Raw genomic sequence first — 24,203 nt, 5'->3', positions numbered from 1 at the left:
GCGTGTCCTGCACCTTTTTCCTCGGTAAGTGACCCGCTATGAGTTCCGCCCTGTCCATCCGACAGCTGACCAAGACCTACGGCAATGGCTTTCAGGCCCTCAAAGGCATCGACCTCGATGTTGCCGAAGGCGACTTCTTCGCCTTGCTCGGCCCCAACGGCGCCGGCAAGTCCACCACCATCGGCATTCTCTCCACCCTGGTGAACAAGACCAGTGGCACGGTGAACGTGTTTGGCCACGACCTGGACCGCGAGCCCTCGGCGCTCAAGCGTTGCCTGGGCGTGGTGCCGCAAGAGTTCAACTTCAACCAGTTCGAAAAAACCTTCGACATCGTCGTGACCCAGGCCGGCTACTACGGCATCCCGCCCAAGCTGGCCAAGGAACGCGCCGAACAGTACCTGACCCAATTGGGCCTGTGGGACAAGCGTGATGTGCAGTCGCGTTCGCTGTCCGGCGGCATGAAGCGCCGCCTGATGATTGCCCGCGCGCTGATCCACGAGCCGCGCCTGCTGATCCTTGACGAGCCCACCGCGGGTGTGGACATCGAGTTGCGTCGCTCGATGTGGAGCTTCCTCACCGAGCTGAACCAGAAGGGCATCACCATCATCCTCACCACCCATTACCTGGAAGAGGCTGAGCAGCTGTGCCGTAACATCGGCATCATCGACCACGGCACCATCGTCGAGAACACCAGCATGCGCCAGTTGCTGGGCAAGCTGCATGTGGAAACCTTCGTGCTCGACCTCAAGCAGGACCTGGCCAGTGCACCTGTGCTGCAAGGCTACCCGAGCCGGCTGCTGACCCCGCATACCCTGGAGGTGCAGGTGGACAAGGACATCGGCATCACCGCGCTGTTCGGCCAGCTGGCGCTGCAGAACATCGAGGTGCAGAGCCTGCGCAACAAGACCAACCGACTTGAGGAGCTGTTCGTGTCCCTGGTGGAAAAAAACTTGTCGAAGGTGGCCGTATGAGTGTGGAACTGCGCACCAACTGGGTCGCCCTGAACACCATCGTCTACCGCGAGGTGCGGCGCTTCTTGCGCATTTGGCCGCAAACGTTGCTGCCACCAGCGATCACCATGGTGCTGTACTTCGTCATCTTCGGTAACCTGATCGGTCGGCAGATCGGCGATATGGGTGGTTTCACCTACATGCAGTACATCGTGCCGGGGCTGATCATGATGTCGGTGATCACCAACTCCTATGGCAACGTGGTGTCGAGCTTCTTCGGCAGCAAGTTCCAGCGCTCGATCGAAGAGCTGATGGTGTCGCCGGTGTCGCCGCACACCATCTTGGTCGGCTATGTATTGGGGGGCGTGCTGCGCGGTCTGGCGGTTGGGGTGATCGTGACCATTTTGTCGATGTTCTTCACCGACCTGCAGGTGCATCACCTGGGCGTGACCGTGATCGTGGTGCTGCTCACTGCCACCATCTTCTCGCTGCTGGGCTTCGTCAACGCGGTGTTCGCCCGTAATTTCGACGATATCTCGATCATCCCGACCTTCGTGCTGACGCCGCTGACCTACCTGGGCGGCGTGTTCTACTCGATCAACCTGCTGCCGCCGTTCTGGCAGACCGTGTCGTTGGCCAACCCGGTGCTGCACATGGTCAACTCATTCCGCTACGGCATCCTAGGGGTGTCGGATATCAGCATTGGCACGGCGATCACCTTCATGCTGGTGGCCACTGCGGTGCTCTACCTGCTGTGCGTGCGCCTGCTGGTCAGCGGTCGCGGCATGCGTGCATGACCCCTGCTGCGAACACCTGAGCTTGCGCCGGCGCCACTGCCGGCCAATCCACCAGCGCCAGTACAACAGGGTGGTGAAGTAGGCGACGATGCCCAGCACCACCCCGCACACCACCGAACCCAGCAGAAACGGTTGCCACACCGTGGCCAACTGGTCGGTGATCCACTCGAAGGTCAACTCATCGGGCAAGCTGCGTGGCGGCACCTGCATCAGCCAGGCGCCTGTCATGTAGGTGACGAAGAACACAGGTGGCATGGTAAGTGGGTTGGTCAGCCACACCAGGCTGACGGCGATCGGCAGGTTGCCGCGCACCGGAATGGCCAGCGCGGCAGCCAGTAGCATCTGCGCGGGCATCGGGATCAGCGCGGCGAACAGGCCAACGCCCATGGCCCGTGCCACCGAATGGCGGTTCAGGTGCCAGAGGTTCGGGTCGTGCAGCAACTTGCCGAAAAAGCGTAAGGACTTGTGTTCCCGAATGCTGGTCGGGTCCGGCATGTAGCGTTTGAAAAGTCGGCGCGGCATGTAGGCTCCCGGAGCGTTGATCCGGGAAGTATGCCCTTAATCCTGCTCAGGCTCGTTTAGAGTTTGTGACAATTGTTGAGCAAGCGTTGCCGGCAAATGGGCTATGCCTCAGAAGGTAATTTGCCTTCTGGAGCTCTACCTCATGCGCACAGGGATGTTTGCGCTCGCGCTCGGGCTTTTGTGCCTGGGCTTTCTCCCCGCGTTGCCATCGGTCGGATGGCTGCTGGTGCTGGCCGGCTGCGCTGTCGTCAGCCTGTTTACCCGGGGTTGGCCGTTGGGCTGTTTTCTCCTGGGCTTCTGTTGGGCTTGCTGGTCTGCGCAGCAGGCGCTCGATGATCGCCTGGCTAGCGGTCTGGATGGCCGCACCCTGTGGCTGGAAGGGCGGGTGGTTGGTTTGCCGACCCGAACAGCACAAGGCGTGCGTTTCGAGTTGGAGGCGGCACGCTCGCGGCGGGCCGAACTGCCGCAGCGCCTGCAATTGAGCTGGTTCGAAGGGCCGACACTGAGGGCGGGCGAGCAGTGGCGGCTGGCCGTGACCTTGCAGCGTCCGGCTGGGCTGCTCAATCCGCATGGGCCGGACCGGGAGGCCTATTTGCTGGCGCGGCGAGTGGGCGCCACGGGCACGGTCAAGGCGGGGCAGCTGCTGGCTCCCGTGACCGGTGGCTGGCGCGATGCGCTGCGTCAGCGCTTGCTTGCGGTCGAGGCCAATGGTCGTGAGCAAGCGTTGGTGGCGTTGGTGCTGGGCGATGGAGCGGGCCTGGCCAGGGAGGACTGGCAGACATTGCAGGCCACCGGCACGGTGCACCTGTTGGTAATTTCTGGCCAGCATATCGGCCTGGTCGCCGGTTTGCTCTACGGCCTGGTTGCCGTGCTGGCGCGTTGGGGGCTGTGGCCGGCACGGCTGCCATGGCTACCCTGGGCCTGCGGTCTGGCCATGACCGCGGCGCTGGGCTACGGCTGGTTGGCCGGCGGCGGTGTGCCCGTGCAGCGCGCCTGCCTGATGCTGGCTGTGGTGTTGCTCTGGCGCCTGCGCTTTCGCCACCTTGGGGCTTTTTTACCCTTGTTGCTGGCGCTCGTTGCGGTGTTGCTGGTTGAGCCGCTGGCGGCGCTGCTTCCTGGGTTCTGGCTGTCGTTTGCTGCCGTGGCCACGCTGATCTATTGCTTCAGTGCTCGCTTGGGCGCTTGGCGGCCCTGGCAGGCTTGGACGCGTGCGCAATGGGTTGTTGCCATCGGCTTGCTACCGGTACTGCTGGCTACAGGCTTGCCGGTAAGCCTGACTGCACCGCTGGCCAACCTTGTGGCAGTGCCGTGGATCAGCCTGGCGGTTTTGCCGTTGGCGTTGCTGGGTACGTTGTTGCTGCCGCTGGGCGGCGTAGGGGAGGCGCTGTTGTGGCTGGCGGGCGGCTTGCTGGATTGGCTGTTCCGGCTGCTGGCACTGGTGGCGCAGCAGCGCCCGGCATGGGTGCCGCCGGCCTTGCCACTGTGGGCCTGGCTGTTGGTCTGTCTGGGTGCGTTGTTGGTTTTGCTACCCCGCGGTGTGCCGCTGCGCGCGTTGGGAGCGGTGATGCTGCTGGCGCTGTGGGTGCCCAGGGAGCCGGTGCCGCTCGGGCAAGTCGAGGTCTGGCAGCTGGACGTTGGCCAGGGGCTGGCGGTGCTGTTGCGTACCCAGCATCACAACCTGTTGTATGACGCCGGGCCGGCCAGGGGCGAAAGTGACCTGGGGGAGCGGGTGGTACTGCCGACTTTGCATAAGCTGGGGGTGGCCAGCCTAGACCTGATGGTGATCAGCCATGCGCATGCCGACCATGCGGGTGGGGCGGGGGCCATTCAGCGGGGTTTGCCGGTCAAGCGGGTTGTCGGTGGTGAAGCGCTGGAACACTTTGAGCTGCAGCCTTGTGTGAGTGGTGAACAGTGGGAATGGGACGGCGTGCGCTTTTCGCTGTGGCACTGGGCTGATGGGCAGAGCAGCAACGACCGCTCCTGCGTGCTGCTGGTCGAGGCCCAGGGCGAGCGATTGTTGTTGGCTGGTGATATGGAGGCTGGCGCCGAACGGGCCTGGCTGGCAGCCACTGAAGTGCCCGGAATCGACTGGCTGCAGGCTCCGCACCATGGCAGCCGCAGTTCGTCCACCGAGGCGTTCATCCGTGCTACCGCACCGCGTGGGGTTTTGGTTTCGCGTGGGCGCAACAACAGCTTCGGGCACCCGCATGCGCAGGTCGTGGAGCGGTATCGGCGGCACGGGGCGGTGATGCATGACACGGCGGTGGAGGGGGCGTTGCGGGTGGTGCTGGGGCGGCACGGGGAAGCGGAAGGTGTGCGGGTGCAGCGGCGATTCTGGCGTGAGGTCGCAATTCCCTGACCTCCGGCAGATGAGCCCCCAGCGGTCCTATGGTAGAGTGGCGGCCTTTTTCCGAAGGGGCGTTTACTGTGTGGGAATTGGTCAAGTCCGGTGGTTGGATGATGCTGCCGATCATTCTGAGTTCCATCGCTGCCATGGCTATCGTCGTCGAGCGCCTGTGGACCCTGCGCGCCAGCCGCGTCACCCCGCCGCACCTGCTGGGCCAGGTGTGGATGTGGATCAAGGACAAGCAACTGACCAGTGACAAGCTCAAAGCCTTGCGCGCCGATTCGCCACTGGGCGAAATCCTTGCTGCGGGCCTGGCCAACTCGCGCCATGGTCGTGAAATCATGAAAGAGTGCATCGAGGAAGCCGCTTCGCGTGTCATCCACGAACTGGAGCGCTACATCAGCACCCTCGGCACCATCGCTGCCATGGCTCCGTTGCTGGGCCTGCTGGGCACCGTACTGGGCATGATCGACATCTTCAGCGCCTTCATGGGCTCGCAGATGACCGCCAACGCCGCCGTGCTGGCCGGTGGTATCTCCAAGGCCCTGGTTACCACGGCGGCCGGCCTGATGGTCGGTATCCCGGCGGTATTCTTCCACCGTTTCCTGCTGCGCCGCATCGATGAGCTGGTGGTGGGCATGGAACAAGAAGCGATCAAGCTGGTGGAAGTGATCCAGGGCGACCGTGAAGTGGAAGTGGCCGGAGGCAAGGCGTGAAGTTCCGGCGCAATCGCCAGCGGGAAAACGTCGACATCAACCTGGCGTCGCTGATCGACGTGGTGTTCGTCCTGCTGCTGTTCTTCGTGGTAACCACCACCTTCACTCGCGAGACCCAGCTGCGCGTCGAGCTGCCTGAAGCTGCCAGTGCCGAGCAGGCGCCGGCCGATCAGGGCAAGCTGGTGGAAATCACCATCAGCGCCGAAGGCGTGTATTCGGTGAACAACCACCTGCTGCCCAAGAGCGACCTGGCCACCTTGAGCGAAGCCATCGAGCGTGAGTCGGGCGGCGACAACAAGCTGCCGCTGGCCATCAGCGCCGACGGCAAGACCCCGCACCAGGCTGTGGTCACCGCAATGGATGCCGCCGGCAAGCTCGGTTTCAGCCAGTTGCGCATGACCACCGTCGAGGCGGCCCAGGGCACGCCTTGATGGCTTTCGCCGACCGTTTGCTCGCCGCCTGGTACGCCGGGCACCCGGCTTTGGCGCTGCTGCGACCGCTGGAGGCTTTGTATCGCCGTGTGGTCACGCGCAAACGGGCACGTTTTCTCAGTGGCGAAAGCGCCAGCTATCGGGCGCCAGTGCCGGTGATCGTGGTGGGCAACATCACCGTGGGCGGCACCGGCAAGACGCCGATGATCCTCTGGCTGATCGAACACTGCCGCCAGCTGGGGCTGAAGGTGGGCGTGGTCAGCCGTGGCTATGGGGCCAAGCCGCCGCAGTTACCTTGGCGCGTGCAGGCCAATCAGTGCGCCGACCAGGCGGGCGACGAGCCGCTGCTGATCGTGCAGCGCACCGGCGTGCCGCTGATGATCGACCCCGACCGTTCCCGCGCCGTGCAGGCGTTGCTGGCCAGCGAACCGCTCGACCTGATCCTGTGCGACGACGGCATGCAGCATTACCGCCTGGCCCGTGACCTGGAACTGGTGCTGATCGATGCCGCCCGTGGCCTGGGCAATGGCCGCTGCCTGCCGGCCGGCCCTTTGCGCGAGCCCGCCGAACGCCTGCTGGATGCAGATGCCGTGCTGTTCAATGGTGCCAATGCTGACCGCGCCGATGGCTTTGGCTTCTGCCTGCAGCCGTCCGCGCTGGTTAACCTGCGCAGCGGCGAGCGCCGTGCGCTCGACCATTTCCCCGCAGGCCAGCGCTTGCATGCGGTGGCCGGTATCGGTAACCCGCAACGTTTCTTCAATACCCTGCTGGGGCTAAACTGGCAGCCGGTGCCGCACCCCTTCGCCGACCATGCGCAATTCAGCGCCCAGAGCCTGGCCTTCAGCCCGCAGTTACCGCTGGTGATGACCGAGAAGGACGCGGTGAAATGCCGGGCCTTTGCCGCTGACGACTGGTGGTACCTGGCCGTCGAGGCACAGCCCACGCCGGCTTTCAGCGCCTGGTTCGACAACCAGCTACAGCGTTTGCTGCGCAAGCCCTGAGCCCGTTTTCAATTTCCGGCCACCTGGCCTAAAGGAAGCTTTCAATGGACACCAAACTGCTCGATATCCTGGCCTGCCCGATCACCAAAGGCCCGCTCAAGCTCAGCGCCGACAAGACCGAGCTGATCAGCAAGGGCGCGGGCCTGGCCTACCCGATTCGCGACGGTATCCCGGTCATGCTCGAAAGCGAGGCGCGTACCCTGACCGACGACGAGCGTCTGGACAAATGAGCCTGAACTTCACCGTGGTGATCCCCGCCCGGCTGCGCTCCACGCGTTTGCCGGGCAAACCGTTGTTGCCGATCGCCGGCAAGCCGATGGTGCAGCATGTGTGGGAGCAGGCGCGCAGGAGCGGTGCCAGCCGCGTGGTCATCGCCACCGACGACGCCAGCATTCTCGAAGCTTGCCAGGCCTTTGGCGCCGAAGTGCTGATGACCCGTGCCGACCATGAATCCGGCACCGACCGCCTGGCTGAAGTGGTCGCGCACCTCGGCCTGCCGGCTGATGCCATCGTGGTCAACGTGCAAGGCGACGAGCCGCTGATCCCACCGGTGATCATCGACCAGGTGGCCGCCAACCTGGCAGCCCACCCGGAGGCTGGCATCGCCACCCTGGCCGAGCCGATTCATGAGCCGGAAACCGTGTTCAATCCCAATGCGGTCAAGGTGGTGAGCGACAAGAACGGCCTGGCCCTGACCTTCAGCCGTGCGCCGCTGCCCTGGGCTCGCGATGCCTTTGCCAAGGACCGCAACGTGTTGCCGGAGGGCGTGCCGTATCGCCGTCACATCGGCATGTACGCCTACCGCGTCGGCTTCCTGCAGGACTTCGTCAGCTGGGGTCCGTGCTGGCTTGAGCAAACCGAAGCGCTGGAGCAGCTGCGCGCCCTGTGGCACGGCGTGCGCATTCACGTCGAGGACGCCATCGAGGCGCCTGCCGTGGGCGTGGATACCCCTGAAGACCTGGAGCGCGTAAGGCGCTTGCTGGAGGCCTGATGCGCGTCCTGTTCGTGTGCCTGGGCAACATCTGCCGCTCGCCCACCGCCGAAGGCGTGCTGCGCCATCAATTGCAGGCCGCCGGGCTGGCCGACAAGGTGCAGGTGGCTTCGGCAGGCACCGGCGACTGGCATGTCGGCAAGGCGCCAGACAGCCGTACCTGCAAGGCGGCGCTGGCGCGCGGTTACGACCTGTCGCAGCAGCGCGCCCAGCAGGTCAGGGCAGCGCACTTTGCCGAATACGACCTGGTCCTGGCCATGGACGAGAGCAATCTGCGCGATTTGCGCGCCCTGCGCCCGTCCACTGCAGTGGGCGAGCTTGACCTGTTCCTGCGCCGCTACCAAGGGGCGCTGGATGAAGTGCCAGACCCGTACTACGGCGGCGCCGACGGGTTCGAGCAGGTGCTCGACCTGGTCGAAGCGGCTTGCCAGGCGCTGGTGCTGGAAATCAAGGGGCGGCTATGACAGTGCAGTGGCAGGAGCAGGTATCGCTCAAGCCTTACAACACCTTCGGTATCGACGTGAAGGCGCGCTATTTCAGCCAGGCGCAGGATGACCTGCAGGTACGCCAGGCGCTGAGCCAGGCGCAGCAGCAAGGCCTCCCGGTGTTGGTGATCGGTGGCGGCAGCAACCTGCTGCTGACCCGTGATATCGATGCGTTGGTGCTGCACATGGCCAGCCGTGGCCGGCGCGTGCTCAGTGACGATGGCGAGCGCGTCGTGGTCGAGGCCGAGGCCGGTGAGCCTTGGCATGCATTCGTACAATGGGCATTGACGCAGGGGTATTGCGGGCTGGAGAACCTCAGCCTCATCCCTGGCACCGTGGGCGCGGCACCCATGCAGAACGTGGGTGCTTATGGGGTAGAGATCAAGGACGTATTCGCCGGCCTGACAGCCCTGGACCGCGAGACCGGCGAGCTGCGTGACTTCGGTTTGGCGGAGTGTGCCTTTGGCTACCGCGACAGTCTTTTCAAGCGCAACCCCGGGCGCTGGTTGATCCTGCGTGTGCGCTTTGCCCTGACACGCACCCTGCAGGCCCATCTGGATTACGGCCCAGTGCGTCAGCGCCTGGCGGAACAGGGCGTAACCGAGCCGACTGCGCAGGCGATCAGTGATGCAATTTGCAGCATTCGCCGCGAGAAGCTGCCGGACCCGGCTGAACTTGGCAATGCTGGGAGCTTCTTCAAGAACCCGGTGGTGCCGGCTGGTCTGGTCGAGCATATTCGTGCGCAGTATCCGGCCGTTGTGGCGTATCCGCAGGCTGATGGCCGGGTGAAGTTGGCGGCGGGTTGGTTGATCGAACAGGCGGGCTGGAAAGGGCATCGCGATGGTGATGCGGGCGTGCATCGCCTGCAGTCGCTGGTGTTGGTCAACTATGGCCAGGCGAGCGGGGCGCAGATGCAGGCGCTGGCGCTGCGGATCCAGGCGGATATCCTGGAGCGTTTCGGGGTTGAGCTGGAAATGGAGCCTAACCTCTACTGATCGAAGGGGGCAGCGTAGCGGCCCCAACCCAGCGACCACGTTCACTTGGCCAAGAAAAAGCCCCGCCAGTTCGCACTGGCGGGGCTTTTTATTCAGCCTTGGCTATCAACCGTGATGAGGCTTGTGCTCATCGGCGGCTTCCAGGGCTGGCTCCTCGGTGGCGGCAGCTTCCTGTGCGGCTTTGGCGGCAGCCTCGGCTTCACGCTTGCGACGGCGCACTTCACGCGGGTCGTTCGGCGCGCGGCCGTTCGCCAGCATGACGGTGGCCGGCTCTACTGCGGCTGGGGCTTCGATCGCTGCAGGTTCGACGACCACGGGTGCAGGCTCGGCCACTGCTTCTGGCTGAGCTTCGATTACCGGTGCGGGTTGCTTGGCAACCGAAGCCGCTTCGACAACGGCCGGGGCCTGTTCGATTTCACCGGCTTCCACGGCTGGGGCTTCCACTGGCGCTTCAGCAGCCACGGTTTCGGCAACCACGGCCGGCTCGACAACAGGTGTCGCTTCGACGGCGGCCTGCGGAGCGATTTCGACCACAGGCTCGGCGGTTGCCTCGACCACGGCCACTGGCTCGCTGACCGGTTGCTCGACCGCAGGTGCTACGGCCACTTCCTCAGCCTTGGCGACAGCTTCGACCTGCTCTACCTTTTCAACCTGCTCGACGGGTTGGGCGGCTTCGCTGTTGTCAGTTTCTGCTGCGGTGGCGACTTCAGCGGTGGCGCGCTCGGCCTGCTGGTTGGCCTGGGCTTCGGCGTCGGTGCTGATGTTGCTGGTGGCAACAGCGGCAGTCACTGCCAGGCCGGCGGCCAGTTCGGCACCCAGCTCGGTGGCCTGGTGCTGTTGTGGTTGCTCTTCGCTGCCTTCTTCTTCGCCGTCGATCAGCTCGCCATTGGCGTTGCGCTGGCGCTCACGACGGTTGCTGCGACGGCGCTGACCACGCGAGCGGCGGCGCGGGCGCTCGCCATCGGTGGCTTCCTGCTCGTCCTGCAGCAGCTCATCGTTTGGCAGTTGCTCTTCGGCCAGCTCGGCAGCCTGTTCGGCCGCTTCTTCTGCGGCACGTGGCTGACGCTCTTCGCGTGGTGGGCGCGGGGCACGTTCTTCACGTGGAGCACGTTCTTCGCGAGGGGCGCGCTCTTCGCGTGGAGCACGTTCTTCACGAGGGGCACGCTCTTCGCGAGGTGCGCGCTCTTCACGTGGAGCACGCTCTTCACGCGGTGCACGCTCTTCGCGTGGAGCACGTTCTTCGCGGGTTGCACGTTCTTCGCGCGGCTGGCGCTCTTCGCGTTCGGCTGGTGGGGTAGCATCCAGCGGCTCACGCAGCTCGCGTACGCGCTCTTCGCCACGGTTGCTGCGGCGGTCTTCGCGTGGCTGACGTGGTGCACGCTCTTCGCGCGGCGCACGTTCTTCGCGTGGGGCGCGCTCTTCACGTGGTGCACGCTCTTCGCGCGGTGCGCGTTCCTCACGTGGCTGGCGTTCTTCGCGGGGTGCGCGCTCGGCACGTTCTTCACGCGGCTTGCGCTCCTCGTCGCGGCGGCCGTTGCGGTTGCGGCTTTGCTGGCGGCCGTTGCGGCGTTCTTCGTTACGTGGGCTGCGCTCAGCGGCCGGTTTTTCGGCGGCAACCACCGGTGCGGCGGCAGGCTCGTCCTTGCCGGCGAACAGGCTGACCAGCGACTTCACCAGGCCCTTGAACAGGCTTGGCTCCGGAGCGCTCGGGGCAGGGGCGACCGGTGCGGCAGCCTGCGGCTCTTCAGCGGCGGCCGGTACCGGCGCATTGGCGCGTGCCGGGGCCGTTTTCACAGCAGCTTCCTGACGTACCAGGGTGCGGGTGGCGGTCGGCTGCGGCGCTTCTTCGGTTTCGGCGGCGGCGATCTCGTAGCTGGACTGGTTGTTCAGCACTTCCGGGTTGTCGTCGCGCAGGCGCTGGACTTCGAAGTGCGGGGTTTCCAGGTGGTCGTTTGGCAAGATGATGATGCGCGCACGGGTGCGCAGTTCGATCTTGGTGATCGAGTTGCGCTTCTCGTTGAGCAGGAACGCGGCCACCGGGATCGGCACCTGGGCACGCACTTCGGCGGTGCGGTCCTTCAGGGCTTCTTCTTCGATCAGGCGCAGGATGGCCAGCGACAGCGACTCGACATCGCGGATGATGCCGGTGCCGGAGCAGCGTGGGCAGACGATGCCGCTGCTTTCGCCCAGCGACGGGCGCAGGCGCTGACGGGACATTTCTAGCAGGCCGAAGCGGGAGATGCGGCCAACCTGCACGCGGGCGCGGTCGGCTTCCAGGCATTCGCGGACGCGTTCTTCCACGGCGCGTTGGTTTTTCGCCGGGGTCATGTCGATGAAGTCGATGACGATCAGGCCACCAATGTCACGCAGGCGTAGCTGGCGGGCGATTTCCTCGGCCGCTTCCAGGTTGGTCTGCAAGGCGGTTTCTTCGATGTCGCTGCCTTTGGTGGCGCGCGCCGAGTTGATGTCGATGGACACCAGGGCTTCGGTCGGGTCGATCACGATCGAGCCGCCGGAAGGCAGGTCGACCACGCGCTGGAAGGCGGTCTCGATCTGGCTTTCGATCTGGAAACGGTTGAACAGCGGCACGCTGTCTTCGTACAGCTTGACCTTGCTGGCGTACTGCGGCATCACCTGGCGGATGAAGGTGAGGGCTTCTTCCTGGGCGTCGATGCTGTCGATCAGCACTTCGCCGATGTCCTGGCGCAGGTAGTCGCGGATGGCGCGGATGATGACGTTGCTTTCCTGGTAGATCAGGAATGGCGCGGCGCGGTCCAGGGACGCTTCCTTGATGGCGGTCCACAGCTGCAGCAGGTAGTCGAGGTCCCACTGCATTTCTTCGCTGCTGCGGCCCAGGCCTGCAGTGCGCACGATCAGGCCCATGTCGCCCGGCACGGTCAGGCCGTTCAGGGCTTCACGCAGTTCGTTGCGCTCTTCGCCTTCGATGCGGCGGGAGATGCCGCCGGCACGCGGGTTGTTGGGCATCAGAACCAGGTAGCGGCCAGCCAGGCTGATGAAGGTGGTGAGGGCGGCGCCTTTGTTGCCGCGCTCTTCCTTCTCGACCTGGACGATGACTTCCTGGCCTTCGCTGAGTACTTCCTTGATGTTGACCCGGCCTTCAGGGGCCTTCTTGAAGTATTCGCGGGAGATTTCTTTCAGCGGCAGGAAGCCGTGACGTTCGGAGCCGAAGTCGACGAAGGCGGCTTCGAGGCTGGGTTCGATGCGGGTGATCTTGCCTTTATAGATGTTGGCCTTTTTCTGCTCGCGCGCACCGGACTCGATGTCCAGGTCGTAGAGACGTTGGCCGTCCACCAGGGCTACACGCAACTCTTCGGGTTGAGTCGCGTTAATCAGCATTCTTTTCATGTTGTACCGTCGGTTTCCGGGCTGCCGGAAACGGCGTTCGGCACACACGACGTCTCATGGTCGGTGCCAAGGTGCGCAAAGGGTGGCCGGGCCACCCCCGTGTCGAGCGACGTTCGGCACCAGCCGGTTGCCCAGCCTGCCGTTGTCGCGACGACGCGTCCTGTTTGCTGCGGTGCCAACAAGGCCCCGGTGGCTTCGAATAGGTATCCGAATCAACCAAGCGGGCCTTGTGCACTCAGTCAGGAGGAGGAATCAACCGTCAGCCGTGGACGCCCGGAGGCATCTGTTCAGGACCTTATCCGCTCGCCAGCCGTGAGTGGGCTGGTGGCCGGACGCGGTGCTACACGGTCCGAGGGCTGTGCATCTCCACCCTGCACGTATCCCTGATAATTCGGGTGCTGCCGCGCGCTGAATCCGCAACGGGTTGCATTTTTCGCCAGCGCTGGTTCTGCGCTGGCGCCATTCATGTCCAAGGCAGGTATTTCCGAAGCATTCGCCGGGCGTTGCGTGGAAGCGACTCGCGGGCAGAGGTGCAGCGAAAAGAATCGGGTAAGCAGGTGAAACACCGCACTTGTCGTTTTTTTTCGGTCTTCTCTACACAGCGCTGGTGGCGATTCCAGGCAATTCGGTAAACTGGCGAAAACCCCGTAGGACGGCCTCGCGTCCTGGAGAATTGCGAAGGTCAGGGACCGGCGAAGAGCCTGGTGCCGCTGGCCTGCCGCTTTTGGCGGCGTTCGCGACTATAGCAGCAATGATTAAGTGCTTCAATTCCATAAAAAATTGTTATGATCCCGCCATGACGACCAATACCCCTCCGACTTCCGGCGTTCAGCTGATCGAAGTCGCGCCGGAGCTTGCCGGCCAACGCATCGACAATTTCCTCATCACGGCCCTCAAGGGCGTGCCCAAGACGCTGGTCTACCGCATCCTGCGCAAGGGTGAGGTGAGGGTCAACAAGGGCCGCGTCAAGCCGGAGTACAAAATCCAGGCCGGCGACATCGTGCGGGTGCCGCCCGTCCGCCTGCCGGAACGTGACGAACCGGCACCGGTGGCCCAGGGCCTGTTGCAGCGCCTGGAGGCCGCGATCGTCTACGAAGACAAGGCGCTGATCGTGATGAACAAGCCCGCCGGCATTGCCGTGCACGGCGGCAGCGGCCTGAGCTTCGGGGTGATCGAGGCGCTGCGCCAACTGCGCCCGGATGCCAAGGAGCTGGAACTGGTGCACCGCCTGGATCGCGACACCTCCGGCCTGCTGATGATCGCCAAGAAGCGCAGCATGCTGCGCCACCTGCATGCCGCCCTGCGCGGCGATGGTGTCGACAAGCGCTACATGGCGCTGGTGCGTGGCCATTGGCCGACCTCGAAAAAACAGGTCAATGCGCCATTGCTCAAGAGCAACCTGCGTTCCGGTGAGCGCATGGTCGAGGTGAGCGACGAGGGCAAGGAGGCGCTGACCCTGTTCCGCGTGCTGCGCCGTTTTGGCGAATTCGCCACCATTGTCGAGGCGCGCCCGATCACCGGTCGTACCCATCAGATCCGTGTGCACACCCTGCACGCCGGGCACATGATTGCCGGCGACAGCAAATACGGTGACGAAGACTTCAGTCGCGAGATTCGCGAGCTGGGCGGCAAGCGCCTGTTCTTGCATGCCTATGCGCTGACCGTGCCGCTGCCGGACGGAGGCGAGCTTAAACTCGAGGCGCCGGTGGATGAGGTGTGGGCGAAAACCATTGAGCGTTTGAGTGCATCCTGATCTATGAAAAAGGGCTATGAGCTACTGATTTTCGACTGGGACGGCACGCTGGCTGATTCCATCGGGCGTATCGTCGAGGCGATGAATGCCGCCGCCGAGCGTGCTGGCGAGGCGCCCAGTGGCGACGATGCAGTCAAGGGCATCATCGGCCTGGCCCTGGGCGAGGCCATTCATACGCTGTACCCGCACCTGGCGCCTGCGCAGGTGGAGCGCTTTCGTCAGCACTATGCCGATATCTACATGGCGCTGGATCAGCAGCCCTCGCCGTTGTTCGAGGGCGTGGTCGAGTCGCTGGATGCCTTCCGCGCCGAGGGTTACCGCCTGGCGGTGGCCACCGGCAAAGCTCGTCGCGGGTTGGATCGGGTGCTCAAGGCCAATGGTTGGGAGCAGTTCTTCGACATCACCCGCGCTGCCGACGAAACCCGTGGTAAACCGCACCCGCTGATGCTTGAGGAGATCCTCGCGCATTGCGGCGTCGAACCGGGGCGTGCGCTGATGGTCGGAGATTCTGCATTCGATCTGCAGATGGCCAGCAATGCCGGCATGCATTCGGTGGCGGTGGGCTATGGTGCCATGTCGCTACAGGCGCTGGCCGAGTTTGGGCCGCAGGTTTGCATCGATCACTTTTCCCAGCTGCGCGAGTGGCTGGGTGGTACTGCAATTCCACTTCCAAGGTAGGTAAGCATGGCAGACGAATGGAAGGCCCCCGAGGCCGAGCCCGAGGAGCGCGAAGAGCGCAAAAGCTGGAAGCTGCTGGAAAAGACCTTGCTGGCCAGCGTGCAGGAGCAGCGCCGCTCGCGGCGCTGGGGGATCTTCTTCAAGCTGCTGACCTTCGTCTATCTGTTCGGCATCCTGGTGTTGTTCACCCCGCTGATGGACATGGACAAGGCCGCCTCGCGCAGCGCCAGCCATACCGCGCTGGTCGAGGTGCGTGGGGTGATTGCCGATCAGGAGGCTGCCAGCGCCGACAACATCGTCAAGAGCCTGCGCGATGCGTTCAAGGACAGCAAGACCAAGGCTGTGGTGATGCGTATCAATAGCCCGGGTGGCAGCCCGGTGCAGGCAGGCTACGTGTATGACGAAATCCGTCGTCTGCGTGCCGAATACCCGGCCATCAAGTTGTATGCGGTGATTTCGGATCTTGGTGCTTCCGGGGCCTATTACATTGCCAGTGCGGCGGACGAGATCTACGCCGACAAGGCCAGCCTGGTGGGCTCGATCGGTGTGACGGCGGCCGGTTATGGGTTTGTCGGCACCATGGAGAAGCTGGGGGTGGAGCGGCGCGCCTACACGTCAGGCGAGCACAAGGCCTTCCTTGACCCGTTCTCGCCGGAAAAGCCCGAAGAGACCCGATTCTGGCAGGGCGTGCTGGACACCACGCACAACCAGTTCATTGCCATGGTCAAGCAGGGGCGCGGCGAGCGGCTGAAGGACAAGGAGCACCCGGAGCTGTTCAGTGGTCTGGTGTGGTCGGGTGAGCAGGCCAAGGCGCTAGGGCTGGTGGATGGGCTGGGCAGTGCCAGCTATGTAGCGCGCGAGATCGTTGGTGAGAAGGAGTTGGTCGACTTCACCGTGCAGGAATCGCCGTTCGATCGCTTCTCCAAGCGCGTGGGGGCCAGCGTGGCTGAGCACCTGGCGATGTGGATGGGCTTTCAAGGGCCGCAGTTGCGCTGATTCGCGCTGAGGTCGCTGGGGGGGGGCGCAAGCGCCCCCAAGTCTCAAGGGATGACAACGCCTTCCTTGGTCAGCATATCCACCAATCGAATCAATGGTAGGCCGATCAAGCTGGTCGCATCGCACCCGTGCGTGCTCTGGAACAAGCTTACCCCTAAACCCTCCGCCTTGAAGCTCCCGGCGCAATCCAGCGGCTGTTCCGCCGTCACATAGCGCTCCACCCGTTCCCTGCTCAATTCGCGCAGCGTCACCGTAAATGGCACGCAGTCCACCTGGCAGTGCCCGGTCGCGCTGTTGAGCAATGCCAGTCCGGTCAGAAAGCTCACCTGCTGCCCGCTGCACTCCAGCAGCTGCTCGCAAGCCCGCTCGAAGGTGTGGGGTTTGCCCAGCACCTGCTCGCCCAACACGGCCACCTGGTCCGAACCGATGATCAAATGCCCTGGGTGGCTGTCTGCCAGGGCTTCGGCCTTTTGTCTGGCAAGCCGGCGTACCAGCTCTACGGCAGGCTCGTCGGCCAGGCGCTGCTCGTCTATGTCGGGGCTTGCCCAGGTGAAGGGCAGGCGCAGGCGTGCAAGCAGTTCGCGGCGATAGGCAGAGCTGGAAGCCAGTAACAAAGGAAGCATGGTAGACTCCGGGTTCGGTTGAACCAATTCTATCACGCACGATGCCGCCTAATTTCCTTTGACAGGGGCGGGGGGCATCCCTAGAATGCTGCGCCTATGTTGAATGACCCGATTCCACCTCACGTTGACCCGCGCAAATTAGCCGATCGTGGCGTAACCCTTAACGGTTCGCTGCAACTCGCTGATTTGGAAAGACTCTGCGACCCGCTTTCCGACAATGTCGGTACGGTGCAGGCGAAGTTCGATTTTGAACGAGATGAACAGCACGTGGTGGTTATCCACAGCGAGCTGGACGTCGAGGTCAAGATGGTTTGCCAGCGTTGTCTTGAGCTGGTCACCCTGCCGATCCACAGCGAATGTACTTACGCCGTGGTGAAGGAGGGTGCGAATACCCAGTCGTTGCCGAAAGGCTATGACGTGCTGGAACTGGGCGAAGATCCTTTGGATCTGCAGGCGCTGGTCGAGGAGGAGCTTCTGCTCGCCTTGCCAATCGTGCCTGCTCATCATCCGGAAGAATGCCAGCAGCCGGCGGGCGCAGACGAGCCCGATTCGAGCAAGGACGAGGTATCGCGGTCCAACCCGTTCAGTGTTTTGGCGCAGTTAAAGCGTGACCCAAACGTTTAGGAGTTAATCAATTATGGCTGTTCAGCAGAACAAAAAATCCCGCTCTGCCCGTGACATGCGCCGTTCGCACGACGCCCTGTCGGAAAACGCGCTGTCGGTAGAGAAAACCACCGGTGAAGTTCACCTGCGCCACCACGTTTCGCCAGAAGGCGTATACCGTGGTCGCAAAGTGGTCGATAAGGGCGCTGACGAGTAATCCTTGTCCGCTCAGATCATCGCGATCGACGCAATGGGCGGGGACTTCGGTCCCCGCAGCATTGTCCAGGCTAGCATTGCCTGCCTTTCGGCTACCCCCTCGCTGCACCTGACCCTCGTCGGTCAACCCTCCCTCCTAGAAGATCTTGTCAGCGGCCTTGCGGCTGCGGATCGCGCGCGCCTGCAGATTGTCGCCGCCAGTGAGGTGATCGGCATGGACGAGCGGCCATCTCAGGCGTTGCGCGGCAAGCCGGACTCGTCGATGCGCATCGCCCTTGAGCTGGTTCGCGACGGCAAGGCTCAGGCCTGCGTCAGTGCTGGCAATACCGGTGCGCTGATGGCGCTATCACGCTTCGTGCTCAAGACCTTGCCGGGTATCGATCGGCCAGCCATGGTGGCGGCGATTCCGACCCAGGCGGGTTACTGCCAATTGCTCGACCTGGGGGCCAACGTCGATTGCAGCGCCGAGAACCTCTACCAGTTCGCTGTGATGGGCTCGGTGGCCGCCCAGGCGCTGGGCGTGCATCGGCCGCGTGTGGCGCTGCTGAATATCGGCACCGAGGACATCAAGGGCAACCAGCAGGTCAAGCTGGCGGCCAGCCTGTTGCAGAACGCCCGTGGGCTCAACTACGTAGGCTTTGTCGAGGGTGACGGGCTGTACCGTGGCGAGGCTGATGTAGTGGTGTGCGACGGGTTTGTCGGCAATATCCTGCTCAAGTCCAGCGAGGGGCTGGCAACCATGATCGGCGCGCGCATCGAGCAGTTGTTCAAGGGTGGCGTGTTGTCGCGGGCCGCCGGGGCGGTAGCGATGCCGCTGCTCAAACGCCTGCAGGCTGACCTGGCGCCGGCGCGGCACAATGGTGCGAGCTTCCTGGGGTTGCAGGGCATTGTCATCAAGAGCCATGGCTCGGCGGGCGTGCAGGGCTTTCAGAGTGCCATTCAGCGGGCGTTGATCGAGATTCAGGAAAACCTGCCGCAGCGCTTGCATGGGCGCCTCGAAGACCTGTTGCTTTAGGCGTTTTGCCCATGAAGTGCTTAAATGTGACCGCTTGGTCTGTGCATCCATCCAAGTTTTCAGATTCCGCGCCTGGCCCAGGGCCTGGCGCACCCTATCCGACGACAAGATCATAAGGGCTTGTTCTATGTCTGCATCTCTCGCATTCGTCTTTCCCGGTCAAGGTTCCCAGTCGCTGGGCATGCTCGCCGAACTCGGCGCCGAGAAGCCAGTGATCGTCGAAACCTTCAAGGAGGCCTCCAAGGCACTCGGTTACGACCTGTGGAAGCTGGTCCAGGAAGGCCCGGAGGAGCAACTCAACCAGACCGACAAGACCCAGCCGGCCATCCTCACCGCGTCCATCGCGTTGTGGCGCCTGTGGCTGGAAGAGGGCGGCGCACAGCCAGCCTTCGTTTCTGGTCATAGCCTGGGCGAATACAGCGCCCTCGTAGCTGCTGGCAGCATCACCCTGGCAGACGCCGTTCGCCTGGTCGAGCGCCGTGGCCAGCTGATGCAGGAAGCCGTGCCGGCCGGCCATGGTGCCATGGCCGCCATCCTCGGCCTGGACGATGCTGTGGTCGTTGAGCTGTGCGCCGAAGCGGCTGAAGACCAAGTGGTCAGCGCCGTGAACTTCAACTCGCCAGGCCAGGTGGTCATCGCCGGCAACAAGGCTGCGGTAGACCGCGCCATGGAGCTGTGCAAGGCCAAGGGTGCCAAGCGCGCCCTGCCGCTGGCGGTCAGCGTACCGTCGCACTGTGCCCTGATGAAGCCGGCTGCCGAGCGCTTTGCCGAATCGGTCAACGCCATCGAATGGAAGGCCCCGCAGATCCCGGTCGTGCAGAACGTCACCGCCGCAGTCGCCGCCGACCTCGATGCCCTCAAGCACGACCTGCTGGCACAGCTGTATCAGCCGGTACGCTGGGTCGAGTGCGTACAGGCCTTGGCCGCCAATGGTGCGGTCAACCTGGTCGAGTGTGGCCCGGGCAAGGTTCTGGCTGGCCTGAACAAGCGTTGCGCCGACGGCGTGACCACCTACAACCTCAATACCCCTGACGCCGTCGCCGCCACCCGTGCGGCGCTGGCCTGATTTGGAGAAGCTTGCATGAGCCTGCAAGGTAAAGTTGCACTGGTCACCGGCGCCAGCCGTGGCATTGGCCAGGCCATCGCCCTCGAGCTGGGCCGCCAGGGTGCGACCGTGATCGGCACCGCCACTTCGGCGTCCGGTGCCGAGCGCATCGCTGCCACCCTGAAAGAGCACGGTATCGCCGGTACCGGCATGGAACTGAACGTGACCAGCGCCGAGTCCGTCGAAGCTGTGCTGGGCGCCATCGCCGAGCAGTTCGGCGCACCGGCAATCCTGGTCAACAACGCCGGCATCACTCGCGACAACCTCATGCTGCGCATGAAGGACGATGAGTGGTTCGACGTGATCGACACCAACCTGAACAGCCTCTACCGTCTGTCCAAGGGCGTGCTGCGCGGCATGACCAAGGCACGCTGGGGCCGTATCATCAGCATCGGCTCGGTCGTCGGTGCCATGGGCAACGCTGGCCAGGCCAACTACGCGGCCGCCAAGGCTGGCCTGGAAGGCTTCAGCCGTGCCCTGGCGCGTGAAGTGGGTTCGCGCGGCATCACCGTCAATTCGGTGACCCCGGGCTTCATCGACACCGACATGACCCGCGAACTGCCAGAAGCGCAGCGCGAAGCCCTGCAGACCCAGATTCCGCTGGGCCGCCTGGGCCAGGCCGACGAAATCGCCAAGGTGGTTTCGTTCCTGGCGTCCGACGGTGCAGCCTACGTGACTGGCGCTACCGTGCCGGTCAACGGCGGGATGTACATGTAACACTGCAACTCAATGTGACGGATTTCGTAAAAAAAGAGTCATACTGCGAGCCTAAAATCCGTTATAAAGCTGCAACCAGATTCCAGGCAGCGGGTGCGGTGACTAGCCTGAAGGTGCGTTTCGCTTGAAAAGCGAACGTCTTTCTATAAAATTAGCCACCGGCCAGCTGCCTGACATATGTCCATTAGGAGTGAAAACTAGGTATGAGCACCATCGAAGAACGCGTCAAGAAAATCGTCGCCGAGCAACTGGGCGTGAAGGAAGATGAAGTGACCAACGAGAAGTCCTTCGTCGATGACCTGGGTGCCGATTCGCTTGACACCGTTGAGCTGGTGATGGCTCTGGAAGAGGAATTCGAGACCGAAATCCCTGACGAAGAAGCCGAGAAAATCACTACCGTTCAAGCCGCTATCGACTACGTCAACAGCCACAAGGCCTAAGACGCTGTAGTCGTCGCTTCTTGACGAGAAAAACCGCACTGCCTTTGCCGGCGTGCGGTTTTTTCTTTGCGAACGCGCTGCATCTTGGCGAGCCGGCTTCGCTCACCGCGCACCAAGAGCCTGTTGCCATTCCATTCCAGCGCTTGAATGTAATCGCAAGAGACTCTGTTATTAGAAAAGGAGAGTACTGTGTCGCGTAGACGCGTCGTGGTCACCGGTATGGGTATGCTGTCGCCACTGGGTACCGATGTACCGAGCACCTGGCAGGGCATTCTGGCTGGCCGCAGTGGCATCGGTCCGATCGAACACACGGACCTGTCTGCCTACTCCACCCGTTTTGGCGGCTCGGTGAAAGGCTTCGAGGTTGAGCAGTACCTGTCGGCCAAAGAGGCCCGCAAGCTTGACCTGTTCATCCAGTACGGCCTGGCGGCCGGTTTCCAGGCGGTGCGTAATGCTGGCCTGGAGGTCACCGACGCCAACCGCGAGCGTATTGGCGTGGCCATGGGCTCGGGTATCGGTGGTCTGACCAACATCGAAGAAACCAGCCGCACCCTGCACGATTCGGGGCCGCGCCGCATTTCGCCGTTTTTTGTGCCAGGTTCGATCATCAACATGATCTCCGGGTTCCTGTCGATCCACCTGGGTCTGCAAGGGCCGAATTACGCCATCGCCACCGCTTGCACCACCGGCACCCATTGCATCGGCATGGCCGCGCGCAATATCGCCTACGGTGAAGCTGACGTGATGATCGCCGGTGGTGCCGAAATGGCAGCCTGCGGCCTGGGCATGGGCGGTTTCGGTGCTTCGCGTGCACTGTCCACCCGCAACGACGAGCCAAGCCGTGCCAGCCGCCCGTGGGACAAGGGCCGTGACGGCTTTGTGCTGTCCGACGGTGCCGGTGCCCTGGTACTCGAAGAGCTGGAGCATGCCAAGGCCCGTGGTGCGACCATCTACGCCGAGCTGGTTGGCTTTGGCATGAGCGGCGACGCCTACCACATGACTTCGCCACCCGACACCGGTGAAGGCGCTGCCCGCTGCATGGCCAACGCGCTGCGCGATGCTGGCATCCAGCCGGAAGAAGTCAGCTACATCAACGCCCACGGCACCTCGACCCCAGCGGGCGATGTGGCCGAAGTGGCTGCGATCAAGCGCGTATTCGGCGAGCATGCCTACAAGCTGGCGGTCAGCTCGACCAAGTCGATGACCGGCCACTTGCTGGGTGCCGCGGGTGCGGTGGAAGCGATCTTCAGCGTGCTGGCCATCAACAGCCAGATGGCCCCGCCCACCATCAACCTGGACGAGCCGGACGAAGGTTGCGACCTCGACTTCGTGCCACACCAGGCGCGCAGCATGCCGATCGACGTGGTGTTGTCCAACTCGTTCGGCTTTGGCGGCACCAACGGCTCGCTGGTGTTCCGCCGGTTCGCCGGTTGATGCACAGCTGGATCGATGGCCAGCCGGCGACTGCAGTCAACCTGCAGAATCGCGGCCTGGCCTACGGCGATGGGTTGTTCGAAACCATCGCCGTGCGTGGCGGTCGGCCCAGCTTGCTGGACGGTCATCTCGCACGCCTGGCGCTGGGGTGTCAGCGCCTGGCGATCGGCGCCGACCTGGCGCTGGTGCGCGACGAACTGCTGCGTTACGCCAGCCAGCTCGGTGAAGGCGTCGCCAAACTCATTCTTACGCGTGGCGACAGCCAGCGTGGCTATGCGCCGGTTGCGGGTGCCGCGCCGCGGCGCATCCTGCAAGGCAGCCCATTACCCAGCTATCCTGTCGAGCATGCCGAACACGGCGTGCGTTTGTTCCCTTGCCAGACACGCCTTGGGGAACAACCCTTGCTGGCTGGCCTCAAACACCTCAATCGCCTTGAGCAGGTACTGGCCCGTGCCGAGTGGCAGGACAGTGAACATGCCGAAGGGTTGATGCGTGACGGGCAGGGCAGGGTGATCGAAGGGGTGTACAGCAATCTGTTCCTTGTACGTGATGGCGTGCTGCTCACCGCCGACCTTGGCCGTTGTGGTGTGGCTGGGGTGATGCGTGGCGCGTTGCTGGAGCAGGCCCAACTGCTGGGTATTGTGGTGCAGGTCTGCGACCTGCCCTACGATGCGCTGGAGCAGGCTGATGAAGTATTTGTTTGCAACAGCGTCTACGGTGTCTGGCCCGTACGTGGCGTAGCCGCGCTAAACTGGTCGCCGGGCCCGCTCACCCGAACACTGCAGGCCGTTGCCCGTACGTTACTGGAAACCTGAATTCGTGAGACGTAAATTCCTGCTGTTGCTGGAAATGGGTCTGATCCTCGCCGGCCTGGCGCTAGGCTGGTCGGCCTGGAAGGTCAACTCGGTCCTGGAGCAGCCCTTGCACGTGACGCAGGAGCGCCTGCTCGACGTGCCCAATGGTACTACCCCCAACCGCATGTTCTATCGCATGCAAACGGAAGGGTTGCTCGACGACGCCGTCTGGTTGCGCTTGTACTGGCGCTTCAACATGGCGGGTACCCCGCTGCATACCGGAGAGTATCGCCTTACCCCCGGCATGACCGTCGAGCAGCTGTTCGATGCCTGGCGCCGGGGCGACGTGGTGCAGTACAACCTGACCTTGGTCGAAGGCTGGACCTTCCGCCAGGTGCGCTCGGCCGTGGCCAAGCATGAAAAGATCAAACATACCCTGGAGGGCTTGTCGGACGCCGAGGTCATGGACAAGCTCGGCCATACCGGTGTGTTCCCCGAAGGCCGCTTCTTCCCGGACACCTACCGCTTCGTACGGGGCATGAGTGACGTCGAGTTGCTGCAGCAGGCCTACATGCGCCTGGATGAAGTGTTGGCCAAGGAGTGGGCCGAACGCACGACCGACCTGCCGTATCGCGACCCGTACCAGGCGTTGATCATGGCCTCCCTTGTGGAAAAGGAAACCGGAATTCCGCAGGAGCGCGGGCAGATTGCCGGCGTGTTCGTGAGGCGCATGCGCCTGGGCATGATGCTGCAGACCGACCCGACAGTGATCTACGGCATGGGTGAACGCTACAACGGCAAGATCACCCGCGCCGACCTGCGCGAGCCTACGCCCTACAACACCTACACCATGACAGGCCTGCCGCCGACCCCGATCGCCATGGTTGGCCGCGAGGCTATTCACGCGGCGCTGAACCCGTCCGATGGCACCAGCCTGTACTTCGTCGCTCGTGGCGATGGCAGCCATGTGTTCTCCGATGACCTCGATGATCATAACTCGGCGGTGCGCGAGTTCCAGCTCAAGCGCCGGGCGGACTACCGTTCCAGCCCCGCGCCGCAGCAAGACACCAAGCCAGGCGTGGATGACGCCGACGACGCGCAGCAGCCTGAGCCGCCAGCGGCGGACGAGCCGGCCGCGCAGCCAGCGCCCGATGAACCGCCCGTGCAGGATGCCCCTGCCGGCGGTGCGCAAGCGGCCGAACGGCCAACGCCTGACGAACAACATTGA

Annotated in this window: 25 protein-coding genes; 22 read left to right on the top strand and 3 right to left on the bottom strand. The window is 63.6% G+C overall.

The window, feature by feature from the left end; all coding sequences use genetic code 11:
- The first annotated feature begins 38 nt into the window (after positions 1-38).
- Positions 39-971: an ABC transporter ATP-binding protein gene (locus Q9451_RS23205; RefSeq protein WP_012271144.1), complete on the top strand. Its 933-nt coding sequence runs from the start codon at positions 39-41 to the stop codon at positions 969-971.
- Positions 968-1,747, top strand: coding sequence for an ABC transporter permease (locus tag Q9451_RS23200; protein ID WP_012271145.1), 780 nt, complete (start codon positions 968-970; stop codon positions 1,745-1,747). The genes Q9451_RS23205 and Q9451_RS23200 overlap by 4 nt, the downstream gene beginning before the upstream one ends.
- Here Q9451_RS23200 and Q9451_RS23195 read toward each other — a convergent pair.
- Positions 1,631-2,269, bottom strand: coding sequence for a DUF2062 domain-containing protein (locus tag Q9451_RS23195; protein ID WP_012271146.1), 639 nt, complete (start codon positions 2,267-2,269; stop codon positions 1,631-1,633). The two genes, Q9451_RS23200 and Q9451_RS23195, sit on opposite strands and share 117 nt — an antisense overlap.
- Before the next feature lie 142 nt (positions 2,270-2,411).
- On the opposite strand from Q9451_RS23195, the gene Q9451_RS23190 reads away from it, so the two are divergent.
- From Q9451_RS23190 to murB, 8 genes are all read left to right on the top strand, one after another.
- Positions 2,412-4,628, top strand: coding sequence for a DNA internalization-related competence protein ComEC/Rec2 (locus tag Q9451_RS23190; protein ID WP_012271147.1), 2,217 nt, complete (start codon positions 2,412-2,414; stop codon positions 4,626-4,628).
- A 68-nt stretch (positions 4,629-4,696) separates the two neighbouring features.
- A complete protein-coding gene (locus Q9451_RS23185; protein ID WP_016391244.1) occupies positions 4,697-5,332 on the top strand; it encodes a MotA/TolQ/ExbB proton channel family protein in 636 nt (211 codons plus the stop codon).
- Complete coding sequence (locus Q9451_RS23180) at positions 5,329-5,763, top strand: biopolymer transporter ExbD (protein WP_012271149.1); 435 nt, start codon at positions 5,329-5,331, stop codon at positions 5,761-5,763. The genes Q9451_RS23185 and Q9451_RS23180 overlap by 4 nt, the downstream gene beginning before the upstream one ends.
- Positions 5,763-6,764 (top strand): tetraacyldisaccharide 4'-kinase, encoded by a 1,002-nt coding sequence (gene lpxK / locus Q9451_RS23175; protein ID WP_012271150.1) that lies wholly within the window; start codon positions 5,763-5,765, stop codon positions 6,762-6,764. The genes Q9451_RS23180 and lpxK overlap by 1 nt, the downstream gene beginning before the upstream one ends.
- Before the next feature lie 44 nt (positions 6,765-6,808).
- Positions 6,809-6,994 (top strand): Trm112 family protein, encoded by a 186-nt coding sequence (locus tag Q9451_RS23170; protein WP_003247142.1) that lies wholly within the window; start codon positions 6,809-6,811, stop codon positions 6,992-6,994.
- Positions 6,991-7,755, top strand: coding sequence for a 3-deoxy-manno-octulosonate cytidylyltransferase (gene kdsB / locus Q9451_RS23165; RefSeq protein ID WP_012271151.1), 765 nt, complete (start codon positions 6,991-6,993; stop codon positions 7,753-7,755). Before Q9451_RS23170 ends, kdsB begins: the two co-directional genes overlap by 4 nt.
- The gene (locus Q9451_RS23160; RefSeq protein WP_012271152.1) at positions 7,755-8,219 is read left to right on the top strand and encodes a low molecular weight protein-tyrosine-phosphatase; all 465 of its coding nucleotides are present in this window, start codon (positions 7,755-7,757) and stop codon (positions 8,217-8,219) included. Before kdsB ends, Q9451_RS23160 begins: the two co-directional genes overlap by 1 nt.
- The gene (murB, locus tag Q9451_RS23155) at positions 8,216-9,235 is read left to right on the top strand and encodes a UDP-N-acetylmuramate dehydrogenase (protein ID WP_012271153.1); all 1,020 of its coding nucleotides are present in this window, start codon (positions 8,216-8,218) and stop codon (positions 9,233-9,235) included. Before Q9451_RS23160 ends, murB begins: the two co-directional genes overlap by 4 nt.
- A gap of 105 nt (positions 9,236-9,340) precedes the next feature.
- Here the strand turns inward: murB and rne are convergent, their stop codons facing one another.
- Entirely contained in the window at positions 9,341-12,601 is a 3,261-nt protein-coding gene (rne, locus tag Q9451_RS23150) for a ribonuclease E (protein WP_012271154.1), read from the bottom strand.
- A gap of 796 nt (positions 12,602-13,397) precedes the next feature.
- Between rne and rluC the strand changes: the two genes are divergently transcribed.
- Genes rluC through Q9451_RS23135 form a run of 3 tightly spaced genes read left to right on the top strand, consistent with a single transcriptional unit; the run spans position 13,398 to position 16,028 of the window.
- Positions 13,398-14,354, top strand: coding sequence for a 23S rRNA pseudouridine(955/2504/2580) synthase RluC (gene rluC / locus Q9451_RS23145; RefSeq protein WP_041166417.1), 957 nt, complete (start codon positions 13,398-13,400; stop codon positions 14,352-14,354).
- 3 nt (positions 14,355-14,357) lie between these two features.
- Entirely contained in the window at positions 14,358-15,032 is a 675-nt protein-coding gene (locus Q9451_RS23140) for an HAD family hydrolase (protein WP_012271156.1), read from the top strand.
- Positions 15,033-15,038: 6 nt separating this feature from the next.
- On the top strand, positions 15,039-16,028 hold the full coding sequence (locus Q9451_RS23135) for a S49 family peptidase (protein WP_012271157.1): 990 nt from the start codon (positions 15,039-15,041) through the stop codon (positions 16,026-16,028).
- Positions 16,029-16,072: 44 nt separating this feature from the next.
- Here the strand turns inward: Q9451_RS23135 and Q9451_RS23130 are convergent, their stop codons facing one another.
- Positions 16,073-16,651 carry a nucleoside triphosphate pyrophosphatase gene (locus tag Q9451_RS23130; RefSeq protein WP_012271158.1) on the bottom strand — a complete coding sequence of 193 codons (579 nt, stop codon included), beginning with the start codon at positions 16,649-16,651 and terminating at the stop codon, positions 16,073-16,075.
- A gap of 96 nt (positions 16,652-16,747) precedes the next feature.
- Between Q9451_RS23130 and Q9451_RS23125 the strand changes: the two genes are divergently transcribed.
- The 9 genes from Q9451_RS23125 to mltG all read left to right on the top strand — a co-directional run bounded on the left by Q9451_RS23125 (position 16,748) and on the right by mltG (position 24,203).
- Complete coding sequence (locus Q9451_RS23125) at positions 16,748-17,275, top strand: YceD family protein (protein ID WP_012271159.1); 528 nt, start codon at positions 16,748-16,750, stop codon at positions 17,273-17,275.
- A 13-nt stretch (positions 17,276-17,288) separates the two neighbouring features.
- Complete coding sequence (rpmF, locus tag Q9451_RS23120) at positions 17,289-17,471, top strand: 50S ribosomal protein L32 (RefSeq protein ID WP_003247154.1); 183 nt, start codon at positions 17,289-17,291, stop codon at positions 17,469-17,471.
- Between the two features lie 33 nt (positions 17,472-17,504).
- Entirely contained in the window at positions 17,505-18,485 is a 981-nt protein-coding gene (plsX, locus tag Q9451_RS23115; protein ID WP_041166657.1) for a phosphate acyltransferase PlsX, read from the top strand.
- A 127-nt stretch (positions 18,486-18,612) separates the two neighbouring features.
- Positions 18,613-19,551: an ACP S-malonyltransferase gene (gene fabD / locus Q9451_RS23110; protein ID WP_012271161.1), complete on the top strand. Its 939-nt coding sequence runs from the start codon at positions 18,613-18,615 to the stop codon at positions 19,549-19,551.
- A gap of 15 nt (positions 19,552-19,566) precedes the next feature.
- Positions 19,567-20,307 (top strand): 3-oxoacyl-ACP reductase FabG, encoded by a 741-nt coding sequence (fabG, locus tag Q9451_RS23105; protein WP_012271162.1) that lies wholly within the window; start codon positions 19,567-19,569, stop codon positions 20,305-20,307.
- 203 nt (positions 20,308-20,510) lie between these two features.
- Complete coding sequence (gene acpP, locus Q9451_RS23100) at positions 20,511-20,747, top strand: acyl carrier protein (RefSeq protein ID WP_012271163.1); 237 nt, start codon at positions 20,511-20,513, stop codon at positions 20,745-20,747.
- A gap of 189 nt (positions 20,748-20,936) precedes the next feature.
- Entirely contained in the window at positions 20,937-22,181 is a 1,245-nt protein-coding gene (fabF, locus tag Q9451_RS23095) for a beta-ketoacyl-ACP synthase II (protein ID WP_012271164.1), read from the top strand.
- Entirely contained in the window at positions 22,181-22,996 is an 816-nt protein-coding gene (pabC, locus tag Q9451_RS23090) for an aminodeoxychorismate lyase (protein ID WP_012271165.1), read from the top strand. The genes fabF and pabC overlap by 1 nt, the downstream gene beginning before the upstream one ends.
- Positions 22,997-23,000: 4 nt before the next feature.
- Positions 23,001-24,203 (top strand): endolytic transglycosylase MltG, encoded by a 1,203-nt coding sequence (mltG, locus tag Q9451_RS23085; protein ID WP_012271166.1) that lies wholly within the window; start codon positions 23,001-23,003, stop codon positions 24,201-24,203.

This window comes from Pseudomonas sp. NY8896 (genome assembly GCF_039634505.1).
This window is presented reverse-complemented; position numbering and strand designations above follow the sequence as displayed.

Coding starts and splice junctions, on each gene's coding strand:
- lpxK (WP_012271150.1), top strand. CDS start 5,763: ATGGCTTTCGCCGACCGTTTGCTCGCCGCCTGGTACGCCGGGCACCCG.
- rpmF (WP_003247154.1), top strand. CDS start 17,289: ATGGCTGTTCAGCAGAACAAAAAATCCCGCTCTGCCCGTGACATGCGC.
- Q9451_RS23170 (WP_003247142.1), top strand. CDS start 6,809: ATGGACACCAAACTGCTCGATATCCTGGCCTGCCCGATCACCAAAGGC.
- rluC (WP_041166417.1), top strand. CDS start 13,398: ATGACGACCAATACCCCTCCGACTTCCGGCGTTCAGCTGATCGAAGTC.
- acpP (WP_012271163.1), top strand. CDS start 20,511: ATGAGCACCATCGAAGAACGCGTCAAGAAAATCGTCGCCGAGCAACTG.
- pabC (WP_012271165.1), top strand. CDS start 22,181: ATGCACAGCTGGATCGATGGCCAGCCGGCGACTGCAGTCAACCTGCAG.
- Q9451_RS23205 (WP_012271144.1), top strand. CDS start 39: ATGAGTTCCGCCCTGTCCATCCGACAGCTGACCAAGACCTACGGCAAT.
- Q9451_RS23130 (WP_012271158.1), bottom strand. CDS start 16,651: ATGCTTCCTTTGTTACTGGCTTCCAGCTCTGCCTATCGCCGCGAACTG.
- Q9451_RS23195 (WP_012271146.1), bottom strand. CDS start 2,269: ATGCCGCGCCGACTTTTCAAACGCTACATGCCGGACCCGACCAGCATT.
- Q9451_RS23135 (WP_012271157.1), top strand. CDS start 15,039: ATGGCAGACGAATGGAAGGCCCCCGAGGCCGAGCCCGAGGAGCGCGAA.
- Q9451_RS23190 (WP_012271147.1), top strand. CDS start 2,412: ATGCGCACAGGGATGTTTGCGCTCGCGCTCGGGCTTTTGTGCCTGGGC.
- kdsB (WP_012271151.1), top strand. CDS start 6,991: ATGAGCCTGAACTTCACCGTGGTGATCCCCGCCCGGCTGCGCTCCACG.
- murB (WP_012271153.1), top strand. CDS start 8,216: ATGACAGTGCAGTGGCAGGAGCAGGTATCGCTCAAGCCTTACAACACC.
- fabG (WP_012271162.1), top strand. CDS start 19,567: ATGAGCCTGCAAGGTAAAGTTGCACTGGTCACCGGCGCCAGCCGTGGC.
- Q9451_RS23140 (WP_012271156.1), top strand. CDS start 14,358: ATGAAAAAGGGCTATGAGCTACTGATTTTCGACTGGGACGGCACGCTG.
- plsX (WP_041166657.1), top strand. CDS start 17,505: ATGGGCGGGGACTTCGGTCCCCGCAGCATTGTCCAGGCTAGCATTGCC.
- Q9451_RS23125 (WP_012271159.1), top strand. CDS start 16,748: ATGTTGAATGACCCGATTCCACCTCACGTTGACCCGCGCAAATTAGCC.
- Q9451_RS23160 (WP_012271152.1), top strand. CDS start 7,755: ATGCGCGTCCTGTTCGTGTGCCTGGGCAACATCTGCCGCTCGCCCACC.
- Q9451_RS23200 (WP_012271145.1), top strand. CDS start 968: ATGAGTGTGGAACTGCGCACCAACTGGGTCGCCCTGAACACCATCGTC.
- rne (WP_012271154.1), bottom strand. CDS start 12,601: ATGAAAAGAATGCTGATTAACGCGACTCAACCCGAAGAGTTGCGTGTA.
- fabD (WP_012271161.1), top strand. CDS start 18,613: ATGTCTGCATCTCTCGCATTCGTCTTTCCCGGTCAAGGTTCCCAGTCG.